The sequence below is a fragment of the Erwinia wuhanensis genome (assembly GCF_030484085.1).
Classification (GTDB): Bacteria; Pseudomonadota; Gammaproteobacteria; order Enterobacterales; family Enterobacteriaceae; genus Erwinia; species Erwinia aeris.
The window spans coordinates 303,803-330,205 of sequence record NZ_JAUJUH010000002.1 but is presented as its reverse complement, the minus strand read 5'-3'; the positions used below and the strand labels follow the sequence as shown (position 1 = coordinate 330,205).

At 57.8% G+C, this 26,403-nt stretch carries 25 protein-coding genes and 1 riboswitch; of the genes, 16 read left to right on the top strand and 9 right to left on the bottom strand.

Annotation, left to right across the window (positions count from 1 at the left end; all coding sequences use genetic code 11):
• Positions 1-121 precede the first annotated feature (121 nt).
• Positions 122-255, top strand: a riboswitch (molybdenum cofactor riboswitch).
• From moaA to QZH36_RS05920, 7 genes are all read left to right on the top strand, one after another.
• Positions 242-1,231: a GTP 3',8-cyclase MoaA gene (gene moaA, locus QZH36_RS05950; protein WP_301729924.1), complete on the top strand. Its 990-nt coding sequence runs from the start codon at positions 242-244 to the stop codon at positions 1,229-1,231. (Overlaps the previous riboswitch by 14 nt.)
• 15 nt (positions 1,232-1,246) lie before the next feature.
• Entirely contained in the window at positions 1,247-1,762 is a 516-nt protein-coding gene (gene moaB, locus QZH36_RS05945; protein WP_253454832.1) for a molybdenum cofactor biosynthesis protein B, read from the top strand.
• Between the two features lie 3 nt (positions 1,763-1,765).
• A complete protein-coding gene (moaC, locus tag QZH36_RS05940; protein ID WP_253454831.1) occupies positions 1,766-2,251 on the top strand; it encodes a cyclic pyranopterin monophosphate synthase MoaC in 486 nt (161 codons plus the stop codon).
• Positions 2,244-2,489: a molybdopterin synthase sulfur carrier subunit gene (moaD, locus tag QZH36_RS05935; protein ID WP_253454830.1), complete on the top strand. Its 246-nt coding sequence runs from the start codon at positions 2,244-2,246 to the stop codon at positions 2,487-2,489. The genes moaC and moaD overlap by 8 nt, the downstream gene beginning before the upstream one ends.
• Position 2,490: 1 nt before the next feature.
• Positions 2,491-2,943 carry a molybdopterin synthase catalytic subunit MoaE gene (gene moaE / locus QZH36_RS05930; RefSeq protein WP_125288839.1) on the top strand — a complete coding sequence of 151 codons (453 nt, stop codon included), beginning with the start codon at positions 2,491-2,493 and terminating at the stop codon, positions 2,941-2,943.
• A 121-nt stretch (positions 2,944-3,064) separates the two neighbouring features.
• Positions 3,065-4,153 carry a DUF1615 domain-containing protein gene (locus QZH36_RS05925; RefSeq protein WP_253454829.1) on the top strand — a complete coding sequence of 363 codons (1,089 nt, stop codon included), beginning with the start codon at positions 3,065-3,067 and terminating at the stop codon, positions 4,151-4,153.
• 109 nt (positions 4,154-4,262) lie between these two features.
• Positions 4,263-4,589 (top strand): helix-turn-helix domain-containing protein, encoded by a 327-nt coding sequence (locus tag QZH36_RS05920; protein WP_301251287.1) that lies wholly within the window; start codon positions 4,263-4,265, stop codon positions 4,587-4,589.
• A gap of 50 nt (positions 4,590-4,639) precedes the next feature.
• Here QZH36_RS05920 and QZH36_RS05915 read toward each other — a convergent pair whose 3' ends face one another.
• Positions 4,640-6,583: a methyl-accepting chemotaxis protein gene (locus QZH36_RS05915; RefSeq protein WP_301729817.1), complete on the bottom strand. Its 1,944-nt coding sequence runs from the start codon at positions 6,581-6,583 to the stop codon at positions 4,640-4,642.
• Positions 6,584-6,810: 227 nt separating this feature from the next.
• Between QZH36_RS05915 and QZH36_RS05910 the strand changes: the two genes are divergently transcribed.
• Positions 6,811-7,521, top strand: a complete 711-nt coding sequence (locus tag QZH36_RS05910) for a Bax inhibitor-1/YccA family protein (RefSeq protein ID WP_125288836.1) — start codon at positions 6,811-6,813, stop codon at positions 7,519-7,521.
• Between the two features lie 29 nt (positions 7,522-7,550).
• Here QZH36_RS05910 and QZH36_RS05905 read toward each other — a convergent pair whose 3' ends face one another.
• Genes QZH36_RS05905 through QZH36_RS05895 form a run of 3 tightly spaced genes read right to left on the bottom strand, consistent with a single transcriptional unit; the run spans position 7,551 to position 10,527 of the window.
• Entirely contained in the window at positions 7,551-8,519 is a 969-nt protein-coding gene (locus QZH36_RS05905; RefSeq protein WP_301729816.1) for a lysylphosphatidylglycerol synthase domain-containing protein, read from the bottom strand.
• The gene (clsB, locus tag QZH36_RS05900; RefSeq protein WP_301729815.1) at positions 8,519-9,769 is read right to left on the bottom strand and encodes a cardiolipin synthase ClsB; all 1,251 of its coding nucleotides are present in this window, start codon (positions 9,767-9,769) and stop codon (positions 8,519-8,521) included. The genes QZH36_RS05905 and clsB overlap by 1 nt, the downstream gene beginning before the upstream one ends.
• Entirely contained in the window at positions 9,766-10,527 is a 762-nt protein-coding gene (locus QZH36_RS05895; protein ID WP_253454823.1) for an endonuclease/exonuclease/phosphatase family protein, read from the bottom strand. The genes clsB and QZH36_RS05895 overlap by 4 nt, the downstream gene beginning before the upstream one ends.
• 186 nt (positions 10,528-10,713) lie before the next feature.
• Between QZH36_RS05895 and QZH36_RS05890 the strand changes: the two genes are divergently transcribed.
• The 4 genes from QZH36_RS05890 to QZH36_RS05875 all read left to right on the top strand — a co-directional run bounded on the left by QZH36_RS05890 (position 10,714) and on the right by QZH36_RS05875 (position 15,088).
• Positions 10,714-11,094, top strand: a complete 381-nt coding sequence (locus tag QZH36_RS05890) for a YbhQ family protein (RefSeq protein WP_253454822.1) — start codon at positions 10,714-10,716, stop codon at positions 11,092-11,094.
• 265 nt (positions 11,095-11,359) lie between these two features.
• Entirely contained in the window at positions 11,360-12,760 is a 1,401-nt protein-coding gene (rhlE, locus tag QZH36_RS05885; RefSeq protein WP_301729814.1) for an ATP-dependent RNA helicase RhlE, read from the top strand.
• 88 nt (positions 12,761-12,848) lie between these two features.
• Positions 12,849-13,796, top strand: a complete 948-nt coding sequence (gene dusC / locus QZH36_RS05880; RefSeq protein WP_301729813.1) for a tRNA dihydrouridine(16) synthase DusC — start codon at positions 12,849-12,851, stop codon at positions 13,794-13,796.
• A gap of 101 nt (positions 13,797-13,897) precedes the next feature.
• Positions 13,898-15,088: an MFS transporter gene (locus QZH36_RS05875; protein ID WP_301729812.1), complete on the top strand. Its 1,191-nt coding sequence runs from the start codon at positions 13,898-13,900 to the stop codon at positions 15,086-15,088.
• A gap of 34 nt (positions 15,089-15,122) precedes the next feature.
• On the opposite strand, the gene QZH36_RS05870 is transcribed toward QZH36_RS05875, so the two are convergent.
• Entirely contained in the window at positions 15,123-16,730 is a 1,608-nt protein-coding gene (locus QZH36_RS05870) for an inorganic phosphate transporter (protein WP_253454818.1), read from the bottom strand.
• 220 nt (positions 16,731-16,950) lie between these two features.
• On the opposite strand from QZH36_RS05870, the gene QZH36_RS05865 reads away from it, so the two are divergent.
• Positions 16,951-17,964, top strand: coding sequence for a DUF481 domain-containing protein (locus QZH36_RS05865; RefSeq protein WP_301251281.1), 1,014 nt, complete (start codon positions 16,951-16,953; stop codon positions 17,962-17,964).
• Positions 17,965-18,022: 58 nt separating this feature from the next.
• Here QZH36_RS05865 and treB read toward each other — a convergent pair whose 3' ends face one another.
• The 3 genes from treB to QZH36_RS05850 all read right to left on the bottom strand — a co-directional run bounded on the left by treB (position 18,023) and on the right by QZH36_RS05850 (position 22,904).
• A complete protein-coding gene (gene treB, locus QZH36_RS05860; protein ID WP_253454816.1) occupies positions 18,023-19,444 on the bottom strand; it encodes a PTS trehalose transporter subunit IIBC in 1,422 nt (473 codons plus the stop codon).
• A gap of 247 nt (positions 19,445-19,691) precedes the next feature.
• Positions 19,692-20,918: a L,D-transpeptidase family protein gene (locus QZH36_RS05855; protein ID WP_253454815.1), complete on the bottom strand. Its 1,227-nt coding sequence runs from the start codon at positions 20,916-20,918 to the stop codon at positions 19,692-19,694.
• Between the two features lie 171 nt (positions 20,919-21,089).
• The gene (locus tag QZH36_RS05850; protein WP_253454814.1) at positions 21,090-22,904 is read right to left on the bottom strand and encodes a glycoside hydrolase family 15 protein; all 1,815 of its coding nucleotides are present in this window, start codon (positions 22,902-22,904) and stop codon (positions 21,090-21,092) included.
• A 142-nt stretch (positions 22,905-23,046) separates the two neighbouring features.
• Here QZH36_RS05850 and QZH36_RS05845 point away from each other — a divergent pair, with 142 nt between their 5' ends.
• Positions 23,047-23,823, top strand: coding sequence for an SDR family oxidoreductase (locus tag QZH36_RS05845; RefSeq protein WP_253454813.1), 777 nt, complete (start codon positions 23,047-23,049; stop codon positions 23,821-23,823).
• Positions 23,824-23,862: 39 nt separating this feature from the next.
• Here QZH36_RS05845 and QZH36_RS05840 read toward each other — a convergent pair whose 3' ends face one another.
• Complete coding sequence (locus QZH36_RS05840) at positions 23,863-24,438, bottom strand: DedA family protein (RefSeq protein WP_253454812.1); 576 nt, start codon at positions 24,436-24,438, stop codon at positions 23,863-23,865.
• A gap of 220 nt (positions 24,439-24,658) precedes the next feature.
• Here QZH36_RS05840 and QZH36_RS05835 point away from each other — a divergent pair, with 220 nt between their 5' ends.
• Together QZH36_RS05835 and pbpG are read left to right on the top strand one after the other, a co-directional pair.
• The gene (locus tag QZH36_RS05835; protein ID WP_125288822.1) at positions 24,659-25,246 is read left to right on the top strand and encodes a Yip1 family protein; all 588 of its coding nucleotides are present in this window, start codon (positions 24,659-24,661) and stop codon (positions 25,244-25,246) included.
• Between the two features lie 179 nt (positions 25,247-25,425).
• The gene (pbpG, locus tag QZH36_RS05830; protein ID WP_253454811.1) at positions 25,426-26,364 is read left to right on the top strand and encodes a D-alanyl-D-alanine endopeptidase; all 939 of its coding nucleotides are present in this window, start codon (positions 25,426-25,428) and stop codon (positions 26,362-26,364) included.
• Positions 26,365-26,403: the final 39 nt, after the last annotated feature.

Sequence of the window (26,403 nt, the reverse complement as noted above, 5' to 3'; positions counted from 1 at the left end):
TTTACGCTAAGGTGCCGTAAAACGGCGGTAAAAAAACGTTATATATCAAAATACATAGCGAAATTCCTTACTGGCAACCGCGCTTCGTTAGCAGTAGACTTTTACTACCATGGCTTACCATACCGGTAAGTCACACTTAGCCCTGGCGCCTAAGTCTTCGGATAGGGTGCTTTGGCCGCAACTTTACGTTGCCAGGGTGCAGAAAGAAATGCCTGCATCTCCCGATATTTGGAAAGGTGTTCTGGTGTCACAATTTACTGATAATTTCGACCGCAGCTTTTACTATCTGCGCCTGTCGATCACGGACGTTTGTAATTTCCGCTGTACCTATTGCCTGCCGGATGGCTACAAGCCGCAGGGCATCACCAACAAAAGCTTCCTCTCGCTGGATGAAATCCGGCGCGTCACCCGTGCCTTTGCGGCGGCGGGCACGGAAAAGGTGCGCCTGACGGGCGGTGAACCTTCGCTGCGTCGCGATTTTACCGACATTATCGCTGCGGTGCGCGAAAACAGCGCTATTCGTCAGCTGGCGGTCACCACTAACGGCTACCGGCTGGCGCGTGACGTGGCGTCCTGGCGTGAAGCGGGGCTGACGGCGCTGAACGTCAGCATCGACAGCCTTGATGCCCGTCAGTTTCACGCTATCACCGGTCAGGACAAATTCCATCAGGTCATGGCGGGTATTGACGCGGCCTTTGACGCAGGCTTCAGCAAGGTCAAAGTCAACACCGTGCTGATGCGCGACGTTAACCATCACAGCCTGCAAACCTTCCTTGACTGGATCCGCGACCGGCCAATCCAGCTACGCTTTATTGAGCTGATGGAAACCGGCGAAGGCGGCGATCTGTTCCGTAATCACCACGTATCAGGCGAGGTGATCCGCGACCAGCTGCTCCAGCAGGGCTGGGTTCGCCAGCTACGCGGGCGCAGCGACGGCCCGGCGCAGGTGTTCTGCCATCCGGACTATGCCGGTGAAATCGGCCTGATCATGCCCTACGAGAAAAATTTCTGCGCCAGCTGTAACCGCCTGCGCGTGTCGGCCGTCGGCAAGCTGCACCTCTGTCTGTTTGGCGATGGTGGCGTGTCGCTGCGCGATCTGCTGCAAAGCGACGATCAGCAGGCAGAGTTGCAGGCGCGCATTGCCGCCAGCCTGAAAACCAAAAAGCAGACGCATTTTCTGCATCAGGGCAACACCGGCATCACGCAGAATCTCTCTTTTATCGGCGGCTAACGCATGGAGTCTACAATGGCAAAATCGACGGCGGAATTTATCCCGCTTAACGTGGCGGTGTTGACCGTCTCCGACAGCCGCGACGCGGCGGAAGATACCTCGGGCGACTATCTGCGTGAAGCGCTGGCGGAAGCCGGGCATCAGGTGCTGGATCACGCGCTGGTGAAAGACAACCGCTACCGCATTCGCGCCGTGGTCTCCAGCTGGATCGCCAGCGCGGATGTCCAGGTGGTGATCGTGAACGGCGGGACGGGCTTTAACAGCAAAAACAGCACGCCGGAAGCGCTGCTGCCGCTGTTCGATCGTGAAATCGACGGCTTTGGCGAGCTGTTCCGCATGGTTTCCTGGGAAGATGTCGGCAGCGCGACCATTCAGTCGCGCGCCGTCGCGGGCATGGCCAACCAGACGGTGATTTTTGCCGTTCCCGGCTCCACGCGCGCCTGTCAAAGCGCCTGGGAAAGCATTATCCGCGATCAGCTCGACGCCCGCACTCGTCCCTGTAATTTTGTCTCGCACCTGAAGAAGCCCTGAACTATGTCCCAACTGACCCATATTAACGCCTCCGGCGAGGCGCACATGGTGGATGTCTCCGCCAAAAACGACACCGTACGTGAAGCGCGTGCGGAAGCCTTTGTGGTGATGCATCCCGATACGCTCCAGATGATCCTGGACGGCAGCCATCACAAGGGCGATGTCTTCGCCACGGCGCGCATTGCGGGTATTCAGGCCGCCAAGCGTACCTGGGAGCTGATCCCGCTGTGCCATCCGCTGCTGCTAAGCAAGGTCGAAGTGACGCTGAGCGCCGATACCGCCAACAGCCGCGTGCGTATCGAATCGCTGTGCCGTCTGACCGGCAAAACCGGCGTAGAGATGGAGGCGCTGACGGCGGCCTCGGTGGCCGCGCTGACCATTTACGACATGTGCAAAGCGGTGCAGAAAGATATCAGCATTGAACAGTGCCGACTGCTGAGCAAAAGCGGCGGCAAATCCGGCGATTTTAAGGCGGATAAGCATGATTAACGTCCTTTTTTTTGCGCAGGTGCGCGAGCTGGTCGGCACCGACAGCATCAGCGTTACCGAAGACTACGCCACCGTGGAAGCGCTGCGTGCGGCACTGGCGCAGCGAGGCGATCGCTGGTCGCTGGCGCTCTCGTCAGACAAGCTGCTGGCGGCGGTCAATCAGACTTTGGTTTCCGCCCAGCATCCGCTGAAAGCGGGCGACGAGGTCGCGTTTTTCCCACCGGTAACCGGAGGCTAAAATGGAAACCCGGATCAGAGTAGGGCAGGCGCCGTTTGAGATGGCCGAAGAGTACCGCTGGCTGGCCGCCTGTGATGAAGATGGCGCGGTGGTGACCTTTACCGGCAAAGTGCGCAATCACAACCTGGGCGATAACGTTTCTGCGCTGACGCTGGAGCATTATCCGGGGATGACCGAAAAGGCGCTGGCGGAGATTGTGGCCGAAGCGCGCGAACGCTGGCCGATGCAGCGCGTGACGGTGATCCATCGTATCGGCGAGCTGTTTCCCGGCGATGAAATCGTGCTGGTTGGCGTCAGCGGCGCACATCGAGGCGCGGCTTTTGCGGCGGCGGAATTTATTATGGATTATCTGAAAACCCGCGCGCCGTTCTGGAAAAGAGAAGCCACGCCGGAAGGCGAGCGCTGGGTTGATGCCCGCGACAGCGATAAAGAAGCCGCCTCGCGCTGGGCATAGCGGTTCTTTGCCGCCGGTCGGCAAGGGCGGGCCGTTCCGGGGCTGTTTTAGCCCGCTCTGATGGATTAATCATGTTTCGCTGTGTAACCTTGAGGTAAATTTTTTTTACACAGGGAAAGTCATGGTTTACTCCGCCGTTAAACGTCTGTCGCTGCTGGCCTTGCTGGTGCTGGCAGGCTGTAGCACTCAGCCTGAAAAGAAGCTGCCCGAGCGGCGCCCGGCCGATGTAAAAGCGCAGATCACCCGGCTGCTGCCGTCCAAAGTCAGCGATCGTCAGGGCTGGACCGACGACATCTTCGCCGCGTTCACCAGCCAGAAGCTCGATCCTTCCGTCAGCAACGTCTGCGCCGTTATTGCCGTCGCCGATCAGGAAACCACCTTTAATGCTAACGCCAGCGTGCCGGGCCTGCCGAAAATCGCCTGGGGCGAGATCGACCGCCGCGCGGGCAAGCTGCATATTCCCTCCTTCGTGGTGCGTACCGCGCTGCGGATCAAATCGCCGAACGGCGAGAGCTATACCGACAGGCTGGACAAGGTGCGCAGCGAAAAAGAGCTGAGCGCCATTTTTGATGATTTTATCAATATGGTGCCGATGGGGCAGACGCTGTTTGGCAACCTCAACCCTATCCACACCGGCGGCCCGATGCAGGTCAGCATTGCCTTTGCCGAGGCCCATGCCGATGGCTACCCTTACCCAATCGATGGCACTATTCGTCGGGAAGTGTTCAGCCGTCGCGGCGGCGTCTGGTTCGGCACCCGCCATCTGCTTGGCTATCCGGCTAACTACAGCAAAACGCTTTACCGCTTCGCGGATTTTAACGCGGGCTGGTATGCCAGCCGCAACGCGGCGTTTCAGGCTGCCGTGGCGCGGCTTAGCGGCATTAAACTGGCGCTGGACGGCGATTTGATCCAGTACGGTTCGGATGCGGCCGGCTCCACCGAGCTGGCGGTACGGGCGTTGCACTTAGGGTTAAGCGACGGCGCCATCCGCAGCGCGCTGGAGAAAGGCGAAACGCTGGCGTTTGAAAAAACCGACTTATGGCAGCAGGTGTTTGCCCGGGCGGATAAAAATGCCGGCAGGCGTCAGCCGCGCGAGATGCTGCCCGGTATTAAGCTGGAAAGCCCGAAAATCACCCGCAGTCTGACTACCGCATGGTTCGCGCAGCGCGTGGACGGACGTTATCAAAGCTGTCTGGGACGGGCAAACTAAGTCGATCTGGTGAAATATTGCGCTTTGCTACTGTCCTTAGTACGGTAGCATAAGCGCTGTCAGAGGCAGGAAGCACTGACCGCAGGAAAAATGCGAGAGGTTAAATTTGATGGTTGACCATTTAAAGGACTTACAGGAAATCGCCCACGACTTTCATGAAGTCGGCGGCGTTTCTGCTGAAACCGTGCACTACATTGATGCCCGTGTTCGATTGCAGGAGCTACGCCAGCGTCTTCCGGCGGTGCAGGATATGCCCGGCCAGGCGATACGGCAGCTGCGCGAGCGTTTCGATCTCAGCCAGGCGATGCTGGCCGAATACGTCAATATGTCGGTGGTAACCATTTCCAAATGGGAGCGGGGCGAAAAGAAACCTAACGGCGCGGCGTTAAGGGTACTGAATACGCTGGCGCGCAAAGGCCCGGATGCTTTTGCCTGACGTTATCCTGAGCGATTAAGGCAGCCTCACTAAGAGGCTGCCATCTTCCGTTATGCCGATTCCAGCCTGAAAATTTGTACCGTTTGCGCCAGCTGTTTCGCCTGATCTTCCAGCGAAGCGGCGGCGGCGGACATTTGCTGAACCAGCGCGGAGTTCTGCTGCGTCGCGCCGTCCATCTGGTTGACGGCCACCGTCACCTGGCCAATGCCCTGCGACTGCTCGTCGGAAGCGTGCACGATCTCGCCGATAATCGTCTTCACGGAATTCACGGCGGTATTCATCTCCTGCATGGTTCTGCCCGCGTCCTGCACCAGCGAAACCCCGGTATTCACGCGCTGCGTTGATTCGCCAATCAGCGCCGAGATGTCTTTTACCGCGTTGGCGCTGCGCTGCGCCAGACTGCGTACTTCCGACGCCACCACGGCGAAACCACGGCCCTGTTCGCCAGCCCGAGCGGCTTCCACCGCGGCGTTAAGCGCCAGAATATTGGTCTGGAAAGCAATGCCGTTAATGATGCTGGTGATCGCACCGATTTTCTGCGAGCTTTCGTCAATCTGCTGCATGATTTCCACCACCTGCTGCACCAGCTGCTCGCCTCGCTGTGCGATAGCGGTGGCGTTATCGGTCAGCTCGGTGGCGCTGTGCGCGTTATCGGCATTGTGCTTCACCGTGGCGGTAAGCTGTTCCATGCTGGCGGCGGTCTCTTCCAGCGCGGCGGCCTGCTGTTCGGTACGTGATGCCAGATCGAGGTTGCCGGAAGCGATCTCTTCTGCGCCCTGGCGGACGGAATCGCTGGCGGAAATGATCTCGCCAACCATCGTGCGCAGCTGCTGCTGCATGGTCTGCATGGCGAAGAAAATGCTTTGCCTGTCCTGCGCACCAACCGGAATATCCGCGCTGAGGTTGCCTTCCGCCACGCCAAGCGCGATTTCTGCGGCCTGAGAGGGTTCGCCGCCCACCGGCCGGGAGATTTTTCGGCTGAACAGCACACCCAGCACGGCGCAGACAATCACAATGCTCAGCACCATCATAATCAGCGCATGGATCAGCTGACGGTTGGCCTCAGCCATTACCGCACTGACCGGCGCCACCACGCCCAGATACCAGGGCTGCTGGCTGTTGCCGATGGTCACAGGGCGCCAGGTTTCCAGCACATCCTCGCCCAGCACGCGGTCAAAATGCTGCACCACATCCTGGGTAAAGCCGTTGGTTTCGCCTTTATACGCCTTGCCCGCTTCCGCTTTGTCAGGGCTGGACACCACCAGGCCTTTGTTGGAAAGCAGCAGCGCATAGCCGGTGCCGCTCCAGGGCTTCACCGCGCCCACGCTTTTTTGCAGCGAGGCGAGCGAGATATCGGACGTGGCGACCGCTTTCAGCTGGCCGTTATCCATAATCACCGCCGCCACCGAGGTCAGCAGCGTCGGCACGCCGTTATAGGCGTAGCTGTAAGGTTCAATCAATACATCCTTTTGCAGCTTTTGCGGGATCAGATAGTAGTCGCCCTGGCCGGGCGTGAAGATGGATTCCAGATTATGCATGGCGAAATTGCCCGCGCTGTCGCGATCGACAAAGCGCGCGAAACGTCCCTGCGGCGGCGTACCGGGCTGGGCGGCGAATTCCGCATCTTTGCCGTCAAAGGCATTGGCTTCAAAGGTGATCGACAGCGACAGATAGTCCGGATTCTGCTTCATGGCTGCCTTCATTAACTCTTCCGCGACTTTGCGGTCGGGCACGCCAGCGGCGGGCAGGGCGAGAATGCTCTGGCCCATATCTCTGGCTACCGTGCGGGCGTAATCAAGGCTTTGCTGCACGCTGAGCGCGTTGCTTTGGGCAATTTGTCCCAGATACTGCTCGGCGATTTTGCGCTGCTGCTGGCTGGACTGCCAGCTGAGCAGACCAATAGTGATGGTAAAACCGAGCGTGATAGTTAATGCGCCGGTCAGGAGCATCATGGTGCGCGTGCTCATTTTTCGCTTCTGGTGTGGCTTGTTCATCAGGAACCCCTGGAGTGAATTAAATTGTTCTCAGACTTCCCGGTAAGCGTTCTCTCTGTGTTCACTCTATCGGCAAAAAATGGTTGACCTTTATACAGTCGCGGGGCGTCAGGCCAGGTTTGTGGTGCAAGGGGAATTTTTGTCACGAAAAAGCTACAGGCGCTGCTGGCCCAACCCGGCCGGACTGTGCCAGACTTAGCAGTAAATTCACCTTAAAGGAGAGCATCATGGAAAGATATCCTCGTTCCAACGGTTCTATTGTTTCCGGCGCCACCACGGGCCTGCAAACCTACATGGCGCAGGTCTACGGCTGGATGACCTGCGGTCTGCTGCTGACCGCTTTCGTGTCCTGGTTTGCCGCCAACACCCCTGCGGTCATGCAGCTGGTTTTTGCCAATAAAATTACCTTTTACGGGCTGATTATCGCCCAGCTGGCCGTGGTCTTTGTGCTGTCCGGCATGGTGCACAAGCTGAGCGGCGCGGTCGCGACCGGTCTGTTTATGCTCTATTCGGCGCTGACCGGGCTGACGCTGGCCAGCATCTTTTTGCTATATACCTATTCGTCTATCGCCAGCACTTTTGTGGTCACCGGCGGGATGTTCGGCGTAATGAGCTTCTGGGGCTATACCACTAAGCGCGATCTGAGCCGGATGGGCAGTATCCTGTTTATGGCGCTGATCGGTATTCTGCTGGCGTCGCTGGTTAACTTCTGGCTGAAAAGCACCGCGCTGATGTGGGCCGTTACCTATATCGGCGTGCTGGTGTTCGTCGGGCTGACCGCGTATGACACGCAGAAGCTGAAAAATATCGGTGAGAATATTGATGTGCGGGATAAAGAGAATCTGCGCCGCCACTCGATTATGGGCGCGCTGACACTGTATCTGGACTTTATTAACCTGTTCCTGATGCTGCTGCGGATTTTCGGCAACCGCCGTTAATGAACAAGGGGCGTTTACCGCCCCTTTTTTTACGCCTGCTTTTGCATATCCTGCTGGTTTTTATGCCTCAGGCTTTTCGCCCGGCTCTCCAGCCACAGATAAAGCACCAGCGCCAACAGCAGCGGCGCGATAAAGTAGATGACGCGATAGGCCAATAGCCCGGCGATAATGGCGCCGTGCGACAGATGCTCGCCGCTCAACAGCGCCAGGAATACCGCTTCCAGCACGCCAATCCCGGCAGGGATATGAATAATCACGCCCGCAATACTGCTGATCAGCAGCACGCCCAGCACCTGAGGATAATCAACCTGCTGCGCAAACAGCAGCCAGATAATCATCCCCATCACCAGCCAGTTAGCGCTGGACACCGCAAACTGCAGCATCGCCATGCGGAAAGAGGGCAAAGCCAGCTTGTGGCCTTTTACCGTCCAGCGGCGACGTTTGGAGAAGGCGCAGAGCGCAAGATAAAACACCACAAAGGCCAGCAGCCCCACGCCGATCGCGCGCAGCGTGCCTTCGCCAATAAACCAGCCTTTGGGGATCGGCACCGCGCCGCTGCTGAAAACGATACCGGCCACCAGCACGTAGCCCAGCCAGTTGGTGGCGATACTGAGCGAAAAAATACGCGTAATGGTGCTGCCGCTCAGGCCGAGCCGCGAATAGAGCCGGTAGCGCATCGCCACGCCGCCTACCCAGGTACTGAGCGTCAGGTTAAAGGCGTAGCAGATAAACGACACCAGCATCACCTGCCGCTTTTGCAGCTTGTGGCCGCAGTAGGCCTGGCCGATTAAATCGTAGAGGCCATAGGTCAGATAGCTGACCACCACCAGAGCTACGGAGGCGAGAATAGCCGTGCGGTTATAGTTGGTAATAACGTTAAGCACGTCATGCCAGTTAACCTTGCGGGCGTAAATCACCAGCAGCACGATTACCGCGATAAAAAACAGGCCGGTCAGCCCTTTTTTTATCCATTTCCAGCGAGTATGTGACTGAGACATCAGGATTTAGCCCTCTCTTTTTCACTGTCAGATTCGACGCGATCCTGGGTTTCCATTTCAGGCTGCACCGGCGGCGCGATCTGCGCCAGCTTAGGCGTATGCGCGGGCAGCCAGCCGGCAATCGCCGGGAAATGCCGCAGGAAGTGGAAGACCACAATGCTTTTCCCCAGCTGCCACCAGTTTTGAGGAGGGAGCTTATCTTCATCCACCCGTACGCAATCTTCGGCCAGCAAACGCGCCAGTTCGGTGCGCAGGGTCTGGTTGAATGCGCGATCGTGAATGATCAGATTCGCCTCCAGATTCAGCGACAGGCTAAGCGGATCGAGATTGCTGGAGCCAACCGTTGACCAGAATTTATCCTGGATGGCAATTTTGGCATGGAGCGGACGCCGGATATATTCGTATACCTCCACGCCGCCGCCGACCAGATAGTTATACAGCAGCTCTGCGCCGACCTTGACGATCGGCATATCGGGCTTGCCCTGCACGATCAATTTCACCGATACGCCGCGCTGGGCCGCCGAGCGCATTTCGCGCAGCAGACGATAGCCGGGGAAGAAATAGGCGTTGGCGATAATCACCTCTTCTTTGGCCTCGCGCAGCATATCGATATAGTGTTGCTCGATATCGTCGCGGTGCTCGTCGTTATCTCGCCAGACAAACAGCACCTGCGCATCGCCCGGCGCACGGTTGCGCACGGCGCGGTGCGACCGTCCGTTCCACCAGCGCCTGACAGGCTGTTCGCTGTTGATCGCCTCCTTGACGTAGCGGGCAATATCTTCCACCACCGGGCCTTTGACCTCGACGGTGTAGTCCTGCTTCGCTTCCTCGCCGTAGCTGGAATTATGCTCGGCGGAATAGTTAATGCCGCCGACAAAAGCGATTTCACCGTCGCAAACCACGGTTTTACGGTGCATGCGGCGGAAAACGTTGGTTCTCATGCCAAGCACCAGCGGGCGCGGATCGTAAAAGATAAAGCGCACGCCAGCGGAGGTGAGACTGCGGATAAATTCCGGCGAAAGGTCGTTAGAGCCATAGCCGTCCAGCAGCATTTCAACCTTTACGCCGCGCGTGGCGGCATCCAGAATAACTTCCTGCAGGGCTTTCCCGACTTCATCCTCAAAAAGAATAAAAGTTTCCAGCAGCACGCTCTCTTTTGCGCGGCGGATCGCCTCGAAGACGCGGGGAAAATATTGTTCGCCATTGGCCAACAGGCGCAGGCGATTACCGTCACGCCATTCCGTTTTCATAAGTGTATCTCCACAGCCAGAGGCGCGTGATCGGACAGGTGCGACCAGGGTCGCAGCGGTATTTTGTGCGGATGACTGACGGCGGCATTACGAACGTAAATTCGATCCAGTCGTAACAGAGGAAAGCGGGCAGGGAAGGTACGTGCCGGGCGGCCGTTTTTCTGGCTGAATACCTCTTCCATCCCCGCTCCTCGTTGTAATATTTTATTGGCTTTTTGCTGCCAGTCGTTGAAGTCGCCCGCCACCACCACGGGTTCATCCGGCGGCAGACTATTAAGCAGCTCGCAGAGCATGGTTAGCTGAGCGGCGCGATGCGCGTCCCGCAGGCCCAGATGCACGCAGACGGTATGCAAAATCTTGTCGCTGTCGGGGAGCGTTATTTTACAGTACAGGAGGCCCCGCTTTTCCGTGCCCTCTACGGAGATATCCCGGTTTTCATAGGACAAAATGGGAAAGCGGGACAGCAGCGCGTTGCCATGATGGCCTTCAGGATAGACGGCGTTGCGCCCATAGGCGAAATCTTGCCACATCATCTCGGCAAGAAATTCGTAATGGGGCGTGTCGGGCCAGTTCTGCACCTTAATAGAGTGCAGATCGTGAGAGCCCATGACCTCCTGCAAAAAGACAATATCGGCCGAGGTATCTCTGACCGCATCCCTTAATTCCGGCAAAATAAAACGCTTATTGGTCGCGCTGAAACCCATGTGCGTATTGATCGTCAGGACTTTTAATGAAAATCCTTGCGGTTTTTGTGACATACTGTGCGCGCTCTCCTCTTCGGATCAGGAAGAGTAAAGTGTAGTCCTTGTCACAAAAGTGTGCCGCTAAGTGCAGAAATTTACGGCATTAATTAAGAACTACGGTAGTCTGATGAAATGCGTTGTCACTTACTGTGACAGCCAGGCTTGGGCAGACCTCAGTCAGGTCTGTCGGGAGATAAAATAATGAAATGGTCCAATCGTGTTCAGATTGTTACCGGACAAACCTGTGTCCATATCACGCTGCACCTGCTGCTGATTGCCGCCCTTGTCTGGGGCTGGCAGCATCATGCGCTGTTCCAGGTCAGCTCGGTGTTACTGGCGATGTACGCCAGCGTCTTTATCGTCATGCTGCCGGCCCAGCGCCTGCCGCGTTTACGTCGCCTGGGCGACTTCCTGGAAGACGTCACCACCACTTACTATTTTGGCGCCGCGATGCTGGTGCTGTATCTGCTGTCCCGCGTAGTGCATAACAACCTGCTGCTGGGCTGCGTTGGCGTGGTCATGCTGACCGGGCCCGCCGTGGTTTCGCTGCTGGCTAAAGAGCCGGTGCGCGTTCGCCGTTAACGCCGGGCGGGCCGCGACGGCCCGCCATCCTGCAGCTTCCCGCCATCCTGCAGCTTCCCGGCCCCTGTTTCCGTGATAAACCCGCCGCTTTTTTGACCGTGAAAGAATATTTCGCGCCGGGCGTGGAACATCTGTTATAATCCGGCCCTTACGCACCGTGGTTTGTGCCCCCTTTCAAGCGTCAGGCTGAGCCTGGCGTCATATTCTCCCCCTGGAAACTACACCGCTTGTCGCGGTCAGGGCGGAACCGGAGTCAGTCAACTTTATGTCATTTGATTCTCTCGGCCTTAATGCCGATATTTTGCGTGCAGTTAACGAACAGGGCTATAACGAGCCAACCCCTATTCAGCGTCAGGCGATCCCTGTCGTACTGGGCGGGCGCGACCTGATGGCCAGCGCCCAGACCGGTACCGGTAAAACCGCTGGTTTTACGCTGCCGCTGCTGCAGCTGCTGAGCAGCTCAAGCCCGCATCCAAAAGGTCGCCGCCCCGTTCGCGCGCTGATCTTAACCCCAACCCGCGAGCTGGCCGCGCAGGTTGGCGAAAACGTGCGCGATTACAGTAAATATCTGGATCTGCGCTCGCTGGTCGTCTTTGGCGGCGTCAGCATCAACCCGCAGATGATGAAGCTGCGCGGCGGCGTTGACGTGCTGGTGGCAACACCGGGCCGTCTGCTGGATCTGGAGCATCAGAACGCGCTGGATCTGTCACAGGTTGAAATCCTGGTGCTGGACGAAGCGGACCGTATGCTGGATATGGGCTTTATCCACGATATCCGTCGCGTGCTGTCCAAGCTGCCGGCTAAGCGTCAAAACCTGCTGTTTTCCGCTACCTTCTCCGACGAGATCAAAACCCTGGCGGAAAAACTGCTGCATAACCCGGAGCAGGTGGAAGTGGCTCGCCGCAACACCGCTTCCGAGCAGATTACCCAGCACGTGCACTTTGTGGACAAAAAGCGCAAGCGGGAACTGCTTTCTTTCCTGATTGGTCGCGACAACTGGCAGCAGGTGCTGGTGTTTACCCGCACCAAGCACGGCGCTAACCATCTGGCTGAACAGCTGAATAAAGATGGCATCACCGCCGCCGCCATCCACGGCAACAAGAGCCAGGGCGCGCGTACCCGTGCGCTGAGCGACTTTAAAGACGGCAACATTCGCGTACTGGTGGCGACCGACATCGCCGCGCGCGGTATCGATATTTCCGAACTGCCGCACGTAGTTAACTACGAGCTGCCGAACGTGCCGGAAGATTATGTGCACCGTATCGGCCGTACGGGTCGTGCTGCCGCCACCGGCGAAGCGCTGTCGCTGGTCTGCGTGGACGAGCACAAGCTGCTGCGCGATATCGAGCGCGTGCTGAAGCGTGAGATCCCGCGTATCGCTATCGAAGGCTACGAGCCGGATCCGAGCATCAAAGCGGAGCCGATTCAGAACGGTCGTCAGCAGCGTGGCGGCGGTGGCGGCGGTGCAGGCCGTGGTCGCGGCGCGCCGCAGGGCAATCGCGGCGGCGAACGCGGTCGTAGCGGTAACGGCGGTGGCCGTGGCCAGGCAGCCAGCGGCGAGCGTAGCCAGTCGGAGCGTCAGGGCAGCGGCCCACGTCGTCAGGGCGAAAGCGCTGGCGCACCGCGCACCAACAAAACCCGTCAGCGTCGTTCTAATCCGGCGTAACGGTAAATAAAGGGGATCGCCCGATCCCCTTGTTTTCGCTGGCGGTTAAGCCAGCCTCCTCTTTCCTTTATCAGCAACGGTTTGTGACATGCGCGTTTTACTTGCCCCGATGGAGGGCGTGCTTGATTCACTGGTGCGCGAACTGCTCACCGACGTCAACGATTACGATCTCTGTATCACCGAGTTTCTGCGGGTGGTCGATCAGCTTTTGCCTGCCAAATCCTTTTACCGGCTCTGTCCGGAGCTGCTTCACGCCAGCCGTACGCCTTCCGGCACGCTGGTGCGTATTCAGCTGCTGGGTCAGTATCCTGAATGGCTGGCGGAAAACGCGGCGCGCGCGGTGGAGCTGGGCTCCTGGGGCGTCGATCTGAACTGCGGCTGTCCTTCCAAAACCGTTAACGGCAGCGGCGGCGGCGCCACCCTGCTGAAAGATCCCGAGCTGATTTATCGCGGCGCGAAAGCGATGCGCGCAGCCGTTCCTGCGCATTTGCCGGTGACGGTGAAGGTGCGGCTGGGATGGGAGTCAGGCGCGCGACAGTTTGAAATCGCGGATGCGGTAGAGCAGGCCGGCGCCAGCGAACTGGTGGTGCACGGGCGAACCAAAGAAGATGGTTACAAGCCGGAGCGGATTAACTGGCAGGCGATTGGCGAGATCCGCCAGCGTCTGAGTATCCCGGTTATCGCCAACGGTGAAATCTGGGACTGGCAAAGCGCGCAGGATTGTCTGCGGGTAACGGGCTGCGACGCCGTGATGATCGGGCGCGGCGCGCTTAACGTGCCCAATCTGAGCCGGGTGATCAAATATAACGAACCGCCTTTGCCCTGGCCGCAGGTGGTGACGCTGCTACAGCGCTACGTGCAGCTGGAAAAACAGGGTGATACCGGGCTTTATCATGTTGCCAGGATCAAACAGTGGCTGGGCTATCTACGCAAAGCCTATCAGGAAGCCAGCGATCTGTTTAGCCAGGTGCGCGCGCTGAAAACCTCAGGCGAGATCGCGCTGGCGGTGGATCGCTATGCGTTAACGGTGAGATAACTCGCCGTTCCTATTACAAATTTGTAACATTTGGCCGCAGGATCTCACCTTGTGCTAAGGGTATGATGTGAGGCTTATCACACTTATTTTCCGGCTCTGACATGTCTGCGATCCCAGCCTTATCCAGCGCTCAGCTCAACAAGCGCATTATTTCCGTGGTGATTTTCACCTTCTTTTGCTACCTCTCTATCGGTCTGCCCCTGGCGGTTCTGCCGGGCTACGTGCATAACCAGTTGGGCTACAGCACCTTTATCGCTGGCTTAATTATCAGCCTGCAATACTTCGCTACCCTGATCAGTCGTCCACAGGCCGGGCGCTATGCCGATCTGCTCGGCCCGAAAAAAGTGGTGCTGATGGGCCTGGTGCTGTGCGGCGCCAGCGGTTTGTTCAGCATCCTGGCGGTGATGTTTAGCACGCCGCTAACCAGCCTGATTTTATTGGCTATCGGGCGCATTATGTTAGGGCTGGGCGAAAGCCTGACCGCCACCGGCTCCATTCTCTGGGGCATTAATATTGTCGGCACCACGCAAAGCGCGCGGGTAATCTCGTGGAACGGCGTAGCGACCTATCTGGCGATGGCGCTGGGCGCGCCGCTGGGCGTGATGCTTAACGCCGCCTTCGGCATCCCTGGTTTTGCCGGATTGATTGTGCTGATGGCGGTTTTTGGTTTCTGGCTGGCGTCTCGCCGTGCGGCGGTGGTGGTCACTACAGGCCAGCGCATTCCGTTTAACCAGGTGTTTTCCCGTATCTGGCCGTACGGACTCTGTCTGGGGTTAGGCACCATCGGCTTCGGCGTTATCGCCACCTTTATCACGCTCTATTTTGCCAGCCACGGCTGGCGCGGCGCGGCCTTTTCGCTGACGCTGTTCAGCGCGGGTTTTGTGGCGATGCGTCTGGTGTTCAGCAACTTTATCAGCCGGTTTGGCGGCCTGCGCGTTTCCGCCTGCTCTTTCGCTATCGAGTGCGTTGGCCTGCTGATTATCTGGCAGGCGCACTCGTCGCTGGTGGTGGATATCGGCGCGTTTCTGACCGGCTCCGGCTTTTCGCTGATCTTTCCGGCGCTGGGCGTGGAGGCTATCAGGCAGGTGGCGCCGCAAAACCAGGGATCGGCGCTCGGCCTCTATTCTGCCTTTCTGGATTTTGGCCTGGGCATCACCGGGCCGGTGGCGGGACTGCTGATAGGGCGCTGGAGCATTGATACCGTTTATCTGGCAGCGGCTGTGGTGGTGGCGTTTGCGCTGGTGGTAATAATGCGGCTACGCCTGCGGGCGGGCGCAGCGGTAGAAAACTAAGGCTGCATCAAGGTGATGCAGCCTGAAGCGGCGGTTAAAAGCGGGTAAAAAGCCAGTAAAGCGAGGCGGAAAGCAGGATCGACACCGGCAGCGTTAATATCCAGGCCATGGCCAGGTTGCGCAGCGTGGCAAGCTGTAGCCCGGAACGGTTAGCGGCCATGGTGCCCGCCACGCCGGAAGAGAGCACGTGCGTGGTGGAAACCGGCAGGCCAAAACCATCTGCGGCGCCGATAGTCGCCATTGCCACCAGCTCCGCGCTGGCGCCCTGGGCGTAACTCAGGTGCGTTTTGCCGATTTTTTCACCCACCGTTACCACGATCCTGCGCCAGCCCACCATCGTCCCCAGACCCAGCGCGATAGCGACCACCACCTTCACCCACCAGGGAATAAAGCGCGTGGCGTTATCCAGCTCTGCCTTCAGCGCATCCAGATCCCGCTGCGTCTGCGCGGGCAGCCTGAACTGCGGTTCGCTCTTCAGATGCTTGATGGTTTCCGAAGCCAGATACATAGTATTGCGGGTATTAGAAACGGCCTGCGCCGGGATCTTATCCACGGTGCCGTATTGTCGGATCTGATCGCCAATAGCGCCGGTTAGCTGCGCCAGCGCGGGAAGAACCTGCGGCGTCAGCGTGGTGGTGCGCACGTAGGCCGTCAGCACGTCGTAGGGCGAAGCGGGCATCGGCACGCCGGACGACTGGCGCAGCAGCTCCTGTTGCGTCACGGTAGCCAGCGCCGCCACGCGCGGGCTTTGTTCAGCAGGGATAGAACGGTTCAGCGCGTAGGCCATCGGCATGGTGCCGACCAGGATCAGCATTATCAGCCCCATGCCTTTCTGACCGTCGTTGGAACCGTGCGCGAAAGAGACGCCGGTACAGGTTAAAATCAGCAGCCCGCGTATCCACACCGGCGGCTTGCGGTTGCCCTGCGGCGCGCTATACAGGCGACGATTTTTCACCACGCGCTTCATCACCAGCAGCAGCAGGCCCGCGCAGACAAAGCCCACTACCGGCGACAGCAGCAGCGCATAGCCCACTTTCAGCGCCTGATCCCAGTCCACGCCGCTGGTGCCGGTACGGCCGTGGATCAGCGCGTTCGCCACGCCGACGCCGATAATAGAGCCGATAAGCGTATGGGAAGAGGAGGCGGGCAGGCCAAACCACCAGGTGCCCAGGTTCCAGAGAATAGCGGAAAACAGCAGCGCATAAACCATCGCGAAGCCGCCGCCGCTGCTCGCCTGTAAAATCAGCTCCACGGGCAGCAGCGAAATAATGCCGAAGGCGACCACGCCGCTGGAAAGCAGCACGCCCAGGAAGTTAAAAAATCCCGACCAAATCACCGCCACGGTTGGCGTCAGCGAGTGGGTATAGATCACCGTCGCCACGGCGTTGGCCGTATCGTGAAAGCCGTTGACGAACTCAAAGCCCAGCGCAATCAGCAGCGCCATGCCGAGCAGCAGATAGGGAACGTAGCTGGTGCTGGCGCCGCCCGCGTCGCTGACGTCACGAAAGAGGTTCACGCCGGCGAAGGCGATGCCCAGCACCAGCAGCAGAATAAACAGCAGCACGGAGAGCCGACTGTTCTTTTGGAAAACGGGGCGACTGCTGGCCGCCGGATAGTGCGGTACTGCGCTATTGTCGCTCATAAATCCTCTCAGCCGTCAGCGAAAAAGAGACACCTGTCTGAAGATGTACGCAGGCTTGATGACAGTAAGATGACCGAAATAGTGTCTGATAACGCCTACTAACGCAGCATATAACGTTAATCGCCTTATTTATCAGATATATTCCCGTGCTTAGCGCCCGCGTTATCAACCAGGATATAAAGACACTCGTCCACCGTTTCAGAGGATTCTGTTCACGCCTATGTCTTATTCTTTATTTCGCCCGCGGCTTACCGGCCTGCTATTACTGCCCGTGCTGGCGACGGGGGCTGCCCGCGCCGATACGGTCTGGATGAAAAATGGCGATCGCCTCAGCGGTACCATCCGCTCGTTAAGCGACGGCAAACTGGTGATGGACAGCAGCTACGGCGGTACGCTTTCGCTGGACTGGGGGGCGGTCAGCACGCTTTCCAGTGAAAAGGCGATAGATCTGCGCAGCGGCGATACGGTGTTTAAAGCGCAGCTGGAAGCCGCCGATCGGGGCTATATTGTGGTGCGGCGCGGCGATGACGAGCAACGCGTTCAGGTTGCGAAGTTCGACGAATTTATGAAGCCTAAACCCAAAACCGACGCGCTGACCTGGACCGGCAATATCGATGTGGGCGTCAGCCTGAAAAAAGCATCTACCCATACTCAGGACTCGCATTTCGCTTACAACAACAAGGTCAACGTGGGCAAATGGCGTAACGATTTCGGCGGCACCTATACGCGCGAAAAAGAAGACGACAGCATGAACACCGAAAACTACAGCCTTCGCTATGCGCTGGACTATAAGTTTCAGGATCGGCTGTTCTGGCAGGGCAGGGCCAGCTACAAGCGCGACTGGGTGGAGGATCTTTCCGAACAGGCGCTGCTGGGCACCGGTCCTGGCTATCAGTTCTGGGATGACGAGCTGGGTTCTTTCTCGCTGGCCCTGCTGGGCGGCGCGTTTACCTATGGCTATAGCGACGGCAGTTATGACAGTCATTTAGGCGCGTCGCTGCGCTGGGACTATCAGCGCTTTCTTGAGGGCAGAAAGATTGCGCTGTTCAGCCACGGCGACGCGGGGCATTCGCTGGATGGCAACATCTTTACGCTGGATGCGGAAGTCGGCCTGCGTTACCAGCTGACCAGCTGGTCTTCGCTGAACGTCAGCTACGGCCATAACCTGGTCAGCGGCACGCGCGATACGCTCAACGAGCGTAACTTTACCACCGGCCTGGGCCTGAAATGGTAGCGCCCGGAGGTCTTCGCCGCAGACGGACTAACGCTCCGTCATTTTTAGCGGCCTTTTCTCAGACTACCAGCAGCTTGCCGGCGGCCTGTTTGCGTTTGTAAATCGCCATCGTAAGCAGCAGCGGAATAACAATAGCGACGACCATCGCCATGCCAAACACGGCCCAATATTGCGTTTTAACCGACAAAATAGCCGGCAGCCCGCCAACGCCAATCCCGTTCGCCATCACGCCGGAAAGCCCGCAGATAAGACCGGCGCAGGCCGATCCCACCATGCCGCACAGCATGGGAAAACGGTATTTCATGTTGATCCCGTACATGGCCGGTTCGGTTACGCCCAGATAAGCGGAGATAGCCGCTGGTACGGAGATTTCACGCTCGTTCACTTTTTTGCTCATAAAGATGATGCCGAGCACCGCTGACCCCTGCGCCATGTTCGACAGGGCGATAATGGGCCAGACCGGTGTGCCGCCAAGATTCTGGATCAGCTGTAAATCTACCGCCAGCGTGGTCTGATGCACGCCGGTGATAACCAGCGGGGCATACAAAAAGCCAAACAGCGCGGAGCCGACGGGGGCAAAAGGCCCGGTCATCAGGTGGCTTACGCCCCAGGCGATACCGTTACCGACAATGCGGCCAAAAGGCCCAATAAGGGTATGCGCCAGAAACACCGCGATCAGCAGCGATACCACCGGCACCACCACCAGCGTTAAATAATCCGGCACGATACGCTTCAGCTTAAGCTCAATCCATGCCAGCGTCAGGCCAGCCAGAATTGAAGGGATAACCTGAGACTGATAGCCGACCTTATCGATAGTAAACCAGCCAAAATTCCACGACTCAGGCACCTGCTGGCCTAACAGGTAAGCATTCATCAGCTGCGGCGAAACCAGGGTGATCCCCAGCACGATCCCTAAAATCGGGGTACCGCCCATTTTTTTAACCACAGACCAGCACAGGCCTACCGGAATATAAAAGAAGATCGCCTCGCCAATTAACCACAAGAAATCGTAAACGCTTTTCCATACTACCGACGCGGCGGTAAGCGGAGCATCGTTATAAAGCGGTAAATCCCCAATCAGATTACGGAAGCCTAATATTAACCCTCCGCTGATAAGCGCCGGCAGCAGCGGGAAAAAGATTTCGGCAAAGTGCGAGATCAGGCTTTCGTGCCATTTCATATTCTGCCTGGCGACCCGCTTGGCGCTTTCTTTATCGGTGCCGCTAAGCTGTGTTTGTTTGAGCAATACCTGATACCAGTCATCGACATCCGTGCCGATAACCACCTGAAACTGACCGGCATTGGTAAAACAGCCTTTCACCATCGGCAGCGTTTCAATCTCTTTGGGCCTGGCTTTCGCCGGATCGTTAAGCACAAATCTGAGCCTCGTAATACAATGGCTCACCGTTGCTATATTTTCTTTTCCGCCCACCAGTTCGATCAGTTTATCAATATCCTGAGCATTACTTTTTTTCGCCATTTTTGCCTTCCAGAGGTGAAAGATAAGTCTTGCTGGCCATTATTGTTTTAATGGGATGTCGTTGCGTTTTTAAAACGTAGCCGTTTAAAAAATAATCTCTGGCAGGAATGTAGTAATTATTGAAAACGATCACAGAACAGGTTGAGAAAAAAATGAAAGTTGCGGGAGAGAACGGTCAGAAAGCCCACGGCGTGCAATAAAAAACGGGCCATAAGGCCCGTTTTTGCTGGTGAGTGAGCGAGTTCGGTTACGACTGCGCTGGCACCGCGACTTTCGCTGCCGGTTTGGTGGTCTTATCGTAAACCGGGCCAGGCTGCGCCGGCACGACAAAGCCGTTGTCGCCTGCCGCCGGTGCCTGCGGCGCGTCGGTTGCGCCTTCGCCGGTGGCCTGACCGTCTACGGTCGCGGGCTGGCCGTCTACCGTAGCCGCCGGAGCCGCCTCGCCGCCCACGTTAGCGCCCTGCGGCGTAACTGGCGTGGTTGGCTGCTCTGTTGGCTGCGCACTGTTGTTCTCCTGAACAGGGATCGGGGCCGCATAGCCGTTGCCGGACGCACCGTTGACCTTGGTCGGCATGCCGGTACGGGCTTTCAGCGCGGCTTCGAGGCTTGCGCTGTCCACGCTGGCGTCGCCAACCACTTTATTCACGGCGGCGGTCAGCGTCAGCGGTACCGGCTCGCGAGAGTTGAACTGCTCTTCGGTCTGCGACAGCGGGTTGTGCACCTCGATATAGCGGGTGCCGTCCGGCTCCACGCTCGCCTTCACCGGCTGGTCGATAAACTGTACGCGCGTACCGACAGGCACGTTGTCGAACAGCCATTTGATATCGTCGGCACGCAGACGCACGCAGCCGTGGCTGACGCGCAGGCCGATGCCAAAGTTAGCGTTGGTGCCGTGGATAGCGTACAGGCGGCCGATATAGAGCGCGTAAAGGCCCATCGGGTTATCCGGGCCGGCCGGGAAGATCGGCGGCAGCGGCGAACCGGCCGCCGCGGCGTCTTCATGCATCTTTTTCGTCGGCGTCCAGGTTGGGCCGTCTTTCTTGCTTTGTACCGTTGTCGTCCAGTTTACCGGCGTATCTTTACCCAGTTCGCCCACGCCGACCGGCAGCACGACCACGGTCTTACCGCCTTTCGGATAGTAATAAAGACGCATTTCAGCGCTGTTGATCACCACCCCTTCGCGCGGCGCGTCGGGCAGGATCAGCTGCTGAGGCACGATCAGTTTTGAGCCTGCTTTCGGCAGATAGACATCCACGCCGGGATTGGCTTCGAGCATATTGCTCAGGCCCATCTGATACTGTGCGGCAAACGCCTCCAGCGGCAGTTTGCTGTCCTGAGGCACGGTAATTTCAATGTTTTCGCCAATAAGACGGCTGTTGGCGGCGGGCAGATTATAAACCACGGCAAAAGCAGACTGGCTGTAAGCGGTGGCGGCCAGCAGTAAAGTGGCTAACGCGCGGATGCTTTTTTTCATATTCTTCAAGGTATTGCGCCATGTAAACTGTGGATAAAGGAGCCTGTGCAGGTCGGCTGTGACCGGCTGCACATTATATGGTCATAACTCAGCAGGAATAAACCTGCATTTGCGGCCAAAGGCCAGCTTTACGTAAATTTAGCCGCAGAGCGTTCTCTGCGGCACGCCGCGTCAGGGCTGCCATAGCGGATCGTCGCCGTTCAGCTTGCGGTTCAGGAAAAAGGCCGCGCTGATCAGCGCCAGATGGCTGAGCGCCTGCGGCGTATTGCCTAACGCATAGCCCTGGTGATCGAACTCCTCGGCATAAAGCCCGAGCGGATTGGCATAGCTTAGCAGTTTTTCAAATTCAAAATGGGCTTCGTAAACCCGCCCGGCGCGCGCAAGGCACTCTACGTACCAGAACGAACAGGCGGTAAAGGAGCCTTCCGTGCCTTCCAGCCCGTCAGCCGGCGTTTCGGTTCGGTTATAGCGTTTAACCAGGCCGTCACTGACCAGCTTATCTTTAATGACGTCGAGCGTCGCCAGCCAGTCAGGATCGGTCGCGCCGACGAACCTCACCAGCGGCATCAGCAGCATTGAGGCGTCAACAAAGTCGCCGTGGCGTGTGGCAACGAAATGGCCCTGTTCTTCATTCCAGAAGTTTGTCCAGATATCTTCGCGGATCTCGTCGCGGATGCGTAGCCAGCGCTCATAGGGAAACGACAGCGAGCGCTTCTGGCCCAGCCGTATCGCCCGATCCAGCGCCACCCAGCACATCAGGCGCGAATGCAGAAAATGCTCCGGTTCACCGCGCATTTCCCAAATCCCCGCATCGGGCTTGTTCCAGTTTTCGCCGACGTGATCGATCATTTTACTGACGTGTAGCCAGCCGCGATGGGAGATGGCCTCGCCATATTTATTAGCCAGGTAAACGGCGTCCATCAGCTCGCCATAGATATCCAGCTGCGTCTGATTCCAGGCGTCGTTGCCGATGCGTACCGGCGTGGAGTTCGCGTAGCCGGAAAGATTAAGCAGCTCGCTTTCGTGCAGCTCGGTACCGCTGTCGATGCGATACATTACCTGAAGTTTTTCCACGTCGTGATGGCTGTTTTCGACGCAGCGCCCAACCCAATGCGTAAAGTGGCGGGCTTCATCGACGTAGCCCAGCCGCATCAGCGCGTACATGCTGAAAGAGGCGTCGCGCAGCCACGAGGCACGATAGTCCCAGTTGCGTTCACCGCCCAGCTCCTCCGGCAGGCCGAAGGTGGCGGCGGCGGCGATCGAGCCGTGCTTCCACGAGGTCAGCAGCTTCAGGGTCAGCGCCGAACGGGTCACCATTTCCTGCCAGCGGCCGCGATAGGTGCTTTTCGCGCTCCAGTCCCGCCAGAAACGCAGCGTATCCTGGAAACACAGGGCGGTCTTTTCCTCATCCACCTTCTCGTCGTCCGCGCAGCCCAGCACGAACTCGCGGTGTTCGCCAGCCTGTAAGGTAAAAGTAGAAGTTGCCGCGTTGCGCGCCAGCTGGAAGTCAGCTTTACCGCTCAACCGCAGCGTGGGCTGGTTCTCCGCGCTGAAGAGTACGTCGCCCTCGCTCAGGCTGGCCGTGGTCTCCGCGCGGGCATAGTCATGAACCGGCGCGCAGCGCAGCGTAAACGTTGCTTCGCCATGAATGACCTTAACCCGTCGGATCAGGCGTGGCTGCCGGTCTTCCGGCTGGCAGAGCGGCATATAGTCGGTAATTTCCGCCACGCCTTTGCGATCCAGCCAGCGGGTTTGCAGAATATTGGTATCAGGCAGATAAAGCTGCTGGCGGCGCGCCTCCGGCCAGTCAGGCTCAATGCTGAACAGGCCCGCTTCGTCGCCGTCCAGCAGCGCGGTAAACACGGACGGGCTGTCCAGATCCGGCCAGCAAAAGTAGTCGATTGCGCCATCGTTGGCGACTAAAGCACAGGTGCGTAAATCCCCGATAACGCCATGATCCTCGATCTTTCTTTTTATCTTGCTCATGCCCCTTCCTCGGGTAGCCGGTTGTTTTTTAACTATAGCCAGCGTCCGGCGGGACGGGCGTCAGGAAGCGCAAGCAAGTGTAAATGCCGCTGAATCTCCCTCATCTATACTTAGCTTTTTTACAGCGACCGAGGAGAAACCCATGAGTAAAGCAGAGCAGAAAGTTGCCGTTGTTACCGCTTCCGATTCCGGGATAGGCAAGGCCAGCGCGATTATGTTAGCGGAGCAGGGGTACGATATCGGCATTACCTGGCGCTCGGATGAAAAGGGCGCGCAGGATACGGCGGAACGGGTGCGTGCACTGGGCAGGAGAGCGGAAATTCAGCATCTTGACCTGGCGGATCCGCAGGAGGGCGGCAAGGCGCTGGAGGCGTTAATCAGTAAACTCGGCCGCATTGACGCCCTGGTCAATAACGCCGGCACCAACGATAAATCTCCTTTTCTGGAAACCTCGTTTGATTCGTGGCGGAAAGTCTTTACCGTGGACGTGGACGGCGCTTTTATCTGTGGGCAAATTGCCGCGCGCCATATGGTTGAACAGGGCGAGGGCGGCAGGATTGTCAATATTACCTCTGTACACGAGCACACGCCGCTGCCGGATTCGACGGCCTACACCGCTGCCAAACATGCGCTGGGCGGCCTGACCAAATCGATGGCGCTGAGCCTGATGCCGCATAACATTCTGGTAAATTCGGTAGCGCCCGGCGCGATCGCCACGCCGATGAACGACATGAGCGATGATGATGCCCGTAACGTTTCTATTCCGGAGATCCCGGCAGGCCGACCGGGCGATCCGCGTGAAATAGCCAGCATGGTCGCCTGGCTCTGTTCCGAATGGGCCAGCTACACTACCGGGCAGTCTTTTGTGATAGACGGCGGCTTTACGCTGGCGAACCCGCAGTTCTATATTCAGAAGTAGCCGATGACAAAGGGCGACCTCGCCCTTTATCTGTCAGCGTTACTCTTCATCCGTCTGGTGCGCCGCGCGGCGCTTAAACCAAATCCTTACTCCCCAGACCAGCGCCACAATCAGCACCACCCAGAAAATCTGCTTGAGGTGGCGATCCAGCGTATGCAGCCACGGCGCGATAACCTGGCCGCCGATATAGCCCAGCGAAACGAAAATTAGCGCCCACAGCACCGCGCCAATCACGTTCAGCAGCATAAATTTTTGTGGCTTCAGGCGGCTGGAACCGATGATAATCGGGCCGACAATTCTCAGGCCGTACATAAAGCGTACGCCGATCACAAACAGTACCGGCCGCTTACGGATTAACGAGTTGGCTTTTTTGATCTGCTTCTGATGTTTTGTAAATTTTTTAAGGATATTTGCGCCGTAGTAACGGCCGAGGAAAAAGAGCGCGGTATCGCCCAGAATGCCGCCCGCCATCGCCACCAGCACCACCAGACCGTAGTGCAGCAGGCCTTCATGCGCCGCCACGCCGCCCAGCAGCGTGAAGGTTTCCCCTTCGGCAATACAGCCTAAAAACAGCGCCACGTAACCGTACTGCGTGATCAGTTGATTGATATCCATTTGCCTTTGCTCCTGCGGTTAATGCGCTAAAAGACTCTTAGTCTAAACGTTGATGGCCAAAGCGGGACAAAAGTTGCCGTAAAGCGCACTTTTTTTCGTAACAAACAGAACCGCTTAGCCTGAGGATGCAGCGTTTAAAAAATAAACAGTTTACGATCGTTTATACTTTATCCTGACCCGCCAGTCCGCTGCGGCCTCTCAAAGCTAAAGGAGTGAAGATATGAACCATGTCTGGGGACTTCTTGCGCATCCTGACCGTGAAATGCGCGATATCCGGCAAGAAAACGAAACCGTTTCGCATCACTATACCCATCACGTTTTATTGATGGCGCTGATCCCGGTGATCTGTGCGTTTATCGGCACCACCCGATTAGGTTGGGACTTTGGCGCGCAGCGTACCGTTCAGCTGTCACTGATGACTGCTTTCGCCCTCGCCATTCTGTTTTATGGCCTGATTTTAGGCGGCGTTGCGGTGATGGGCCGGGTGATCCACTGGATGGCACGGAACTATCCGCAACGTCCCAGTCTGCAACGCTGTACCGTTTTTGCGGGCTATGTCGCTACGCCGCTGTTTATCAGCGGGCTGGTCGCGCTTTATCCGCTGGTCTGGCTTTGCGTTTTTGTCGGCGCGCTGGCGCTGGCCTATACCGGCTATCTGCTGTACCTCGGCATCCCTATGTTTCTGAATATCGACCGGGAAGAAAGCCTGCGCTTTTCCGGCTCGACGCTGGCGATTGGCGTGCTGGTCTTTGAAGTGCTGCTGGCCATGACCGTGGTTCTTTGGGGCTACGGCTATCGGCTGTTCTGACTGTCGCCGCCGTCGGGTCGCCGACGGCGGATTCGTTACGCCCGGATACGAATATCCCTTAGGAAAAAGATGAGTCACCATCGTATGATGACGCCGCCAGCCCCCGCGTGGCGTGCATTGTGCGGCGGCGGCGTATGGCCTGGCCATACCTGAATCACTACCCGATTAAGTTTTCAATAATGCCTGCAAAAATTCGCTTGTCTCTTTTAAGTTTGGCCCTGCTTTTTTCCGGACAGGTTGCTGTGCATCAGGCCGCTGCCAGCCCGCACGAGGTCTCGCTGGCGCAACCGCAGATTGCCTCCGGCAGCGCGATGATTGTCGATCTCAATACGAATAAAGTGATCTACGAAAGCCATCCCGATCTGGTGCGGCCGATGGCCTCTATCACCAAGCTGATGACGGTGATGGTGGCGCTCGATGCGCATCTGCCGATGAACGAGATGCTGAAAGTGGATATCAGCCATACGCCGGAAATGCGCGGCGTCTTTTCCCGCGTGCGTTTAAACAGCGAAATCAGCCGCAAAGATATGATGCTGCTGGCGCTGATGTCCTCGGAAAACCGGGCGGCCGCCAGCCTGGCGCATCACTATCCCGGCGGCTACGACGCCTTTATCCGGGCGATGAACGCGAAAGCGCGCGAGCTGGGCATGACCCATACCCGTTACGTAGAGCCTACCGGGCTGTCGATTCAGAACGTGTCGACCGCGCGCGATCTCACTAAGCTGCTGATCGCCAGCAAGCGCTATCCGCTGCTTGGGCAGCTGAGCACCACCCATGAAGAGATGGCGACCTTCGCCAATCCACCCTATACGCTGCCGTTCCGTAACACTAACCATCTGGTTTACCGGCCGGACTGGAATATCCAGCTGACCAAAACCGGCTTCACCAATCAGGCGGGCCACTGCCTGGTAATGCGCACCGTCATCAAACAGCGTCCGGTGGCGCTGGTGGTACTGGACGCTTTTGGAAAATATACCCACTTTGCCGACGCTAATCGTCTGCGCAGCTGGTTGGAAACGGGGAAAGTTTCGCCGGTTCCCGCCGCCGCCCTGAGCTATAAAAAGCAGCGCGCGGCGGAAATGGTCAGCAATGGCGGTAACGGCGACGTTACTGAATAGTTAAGCATCTGCTGGTTTTCAGGCGGGCAAACCCCTAAA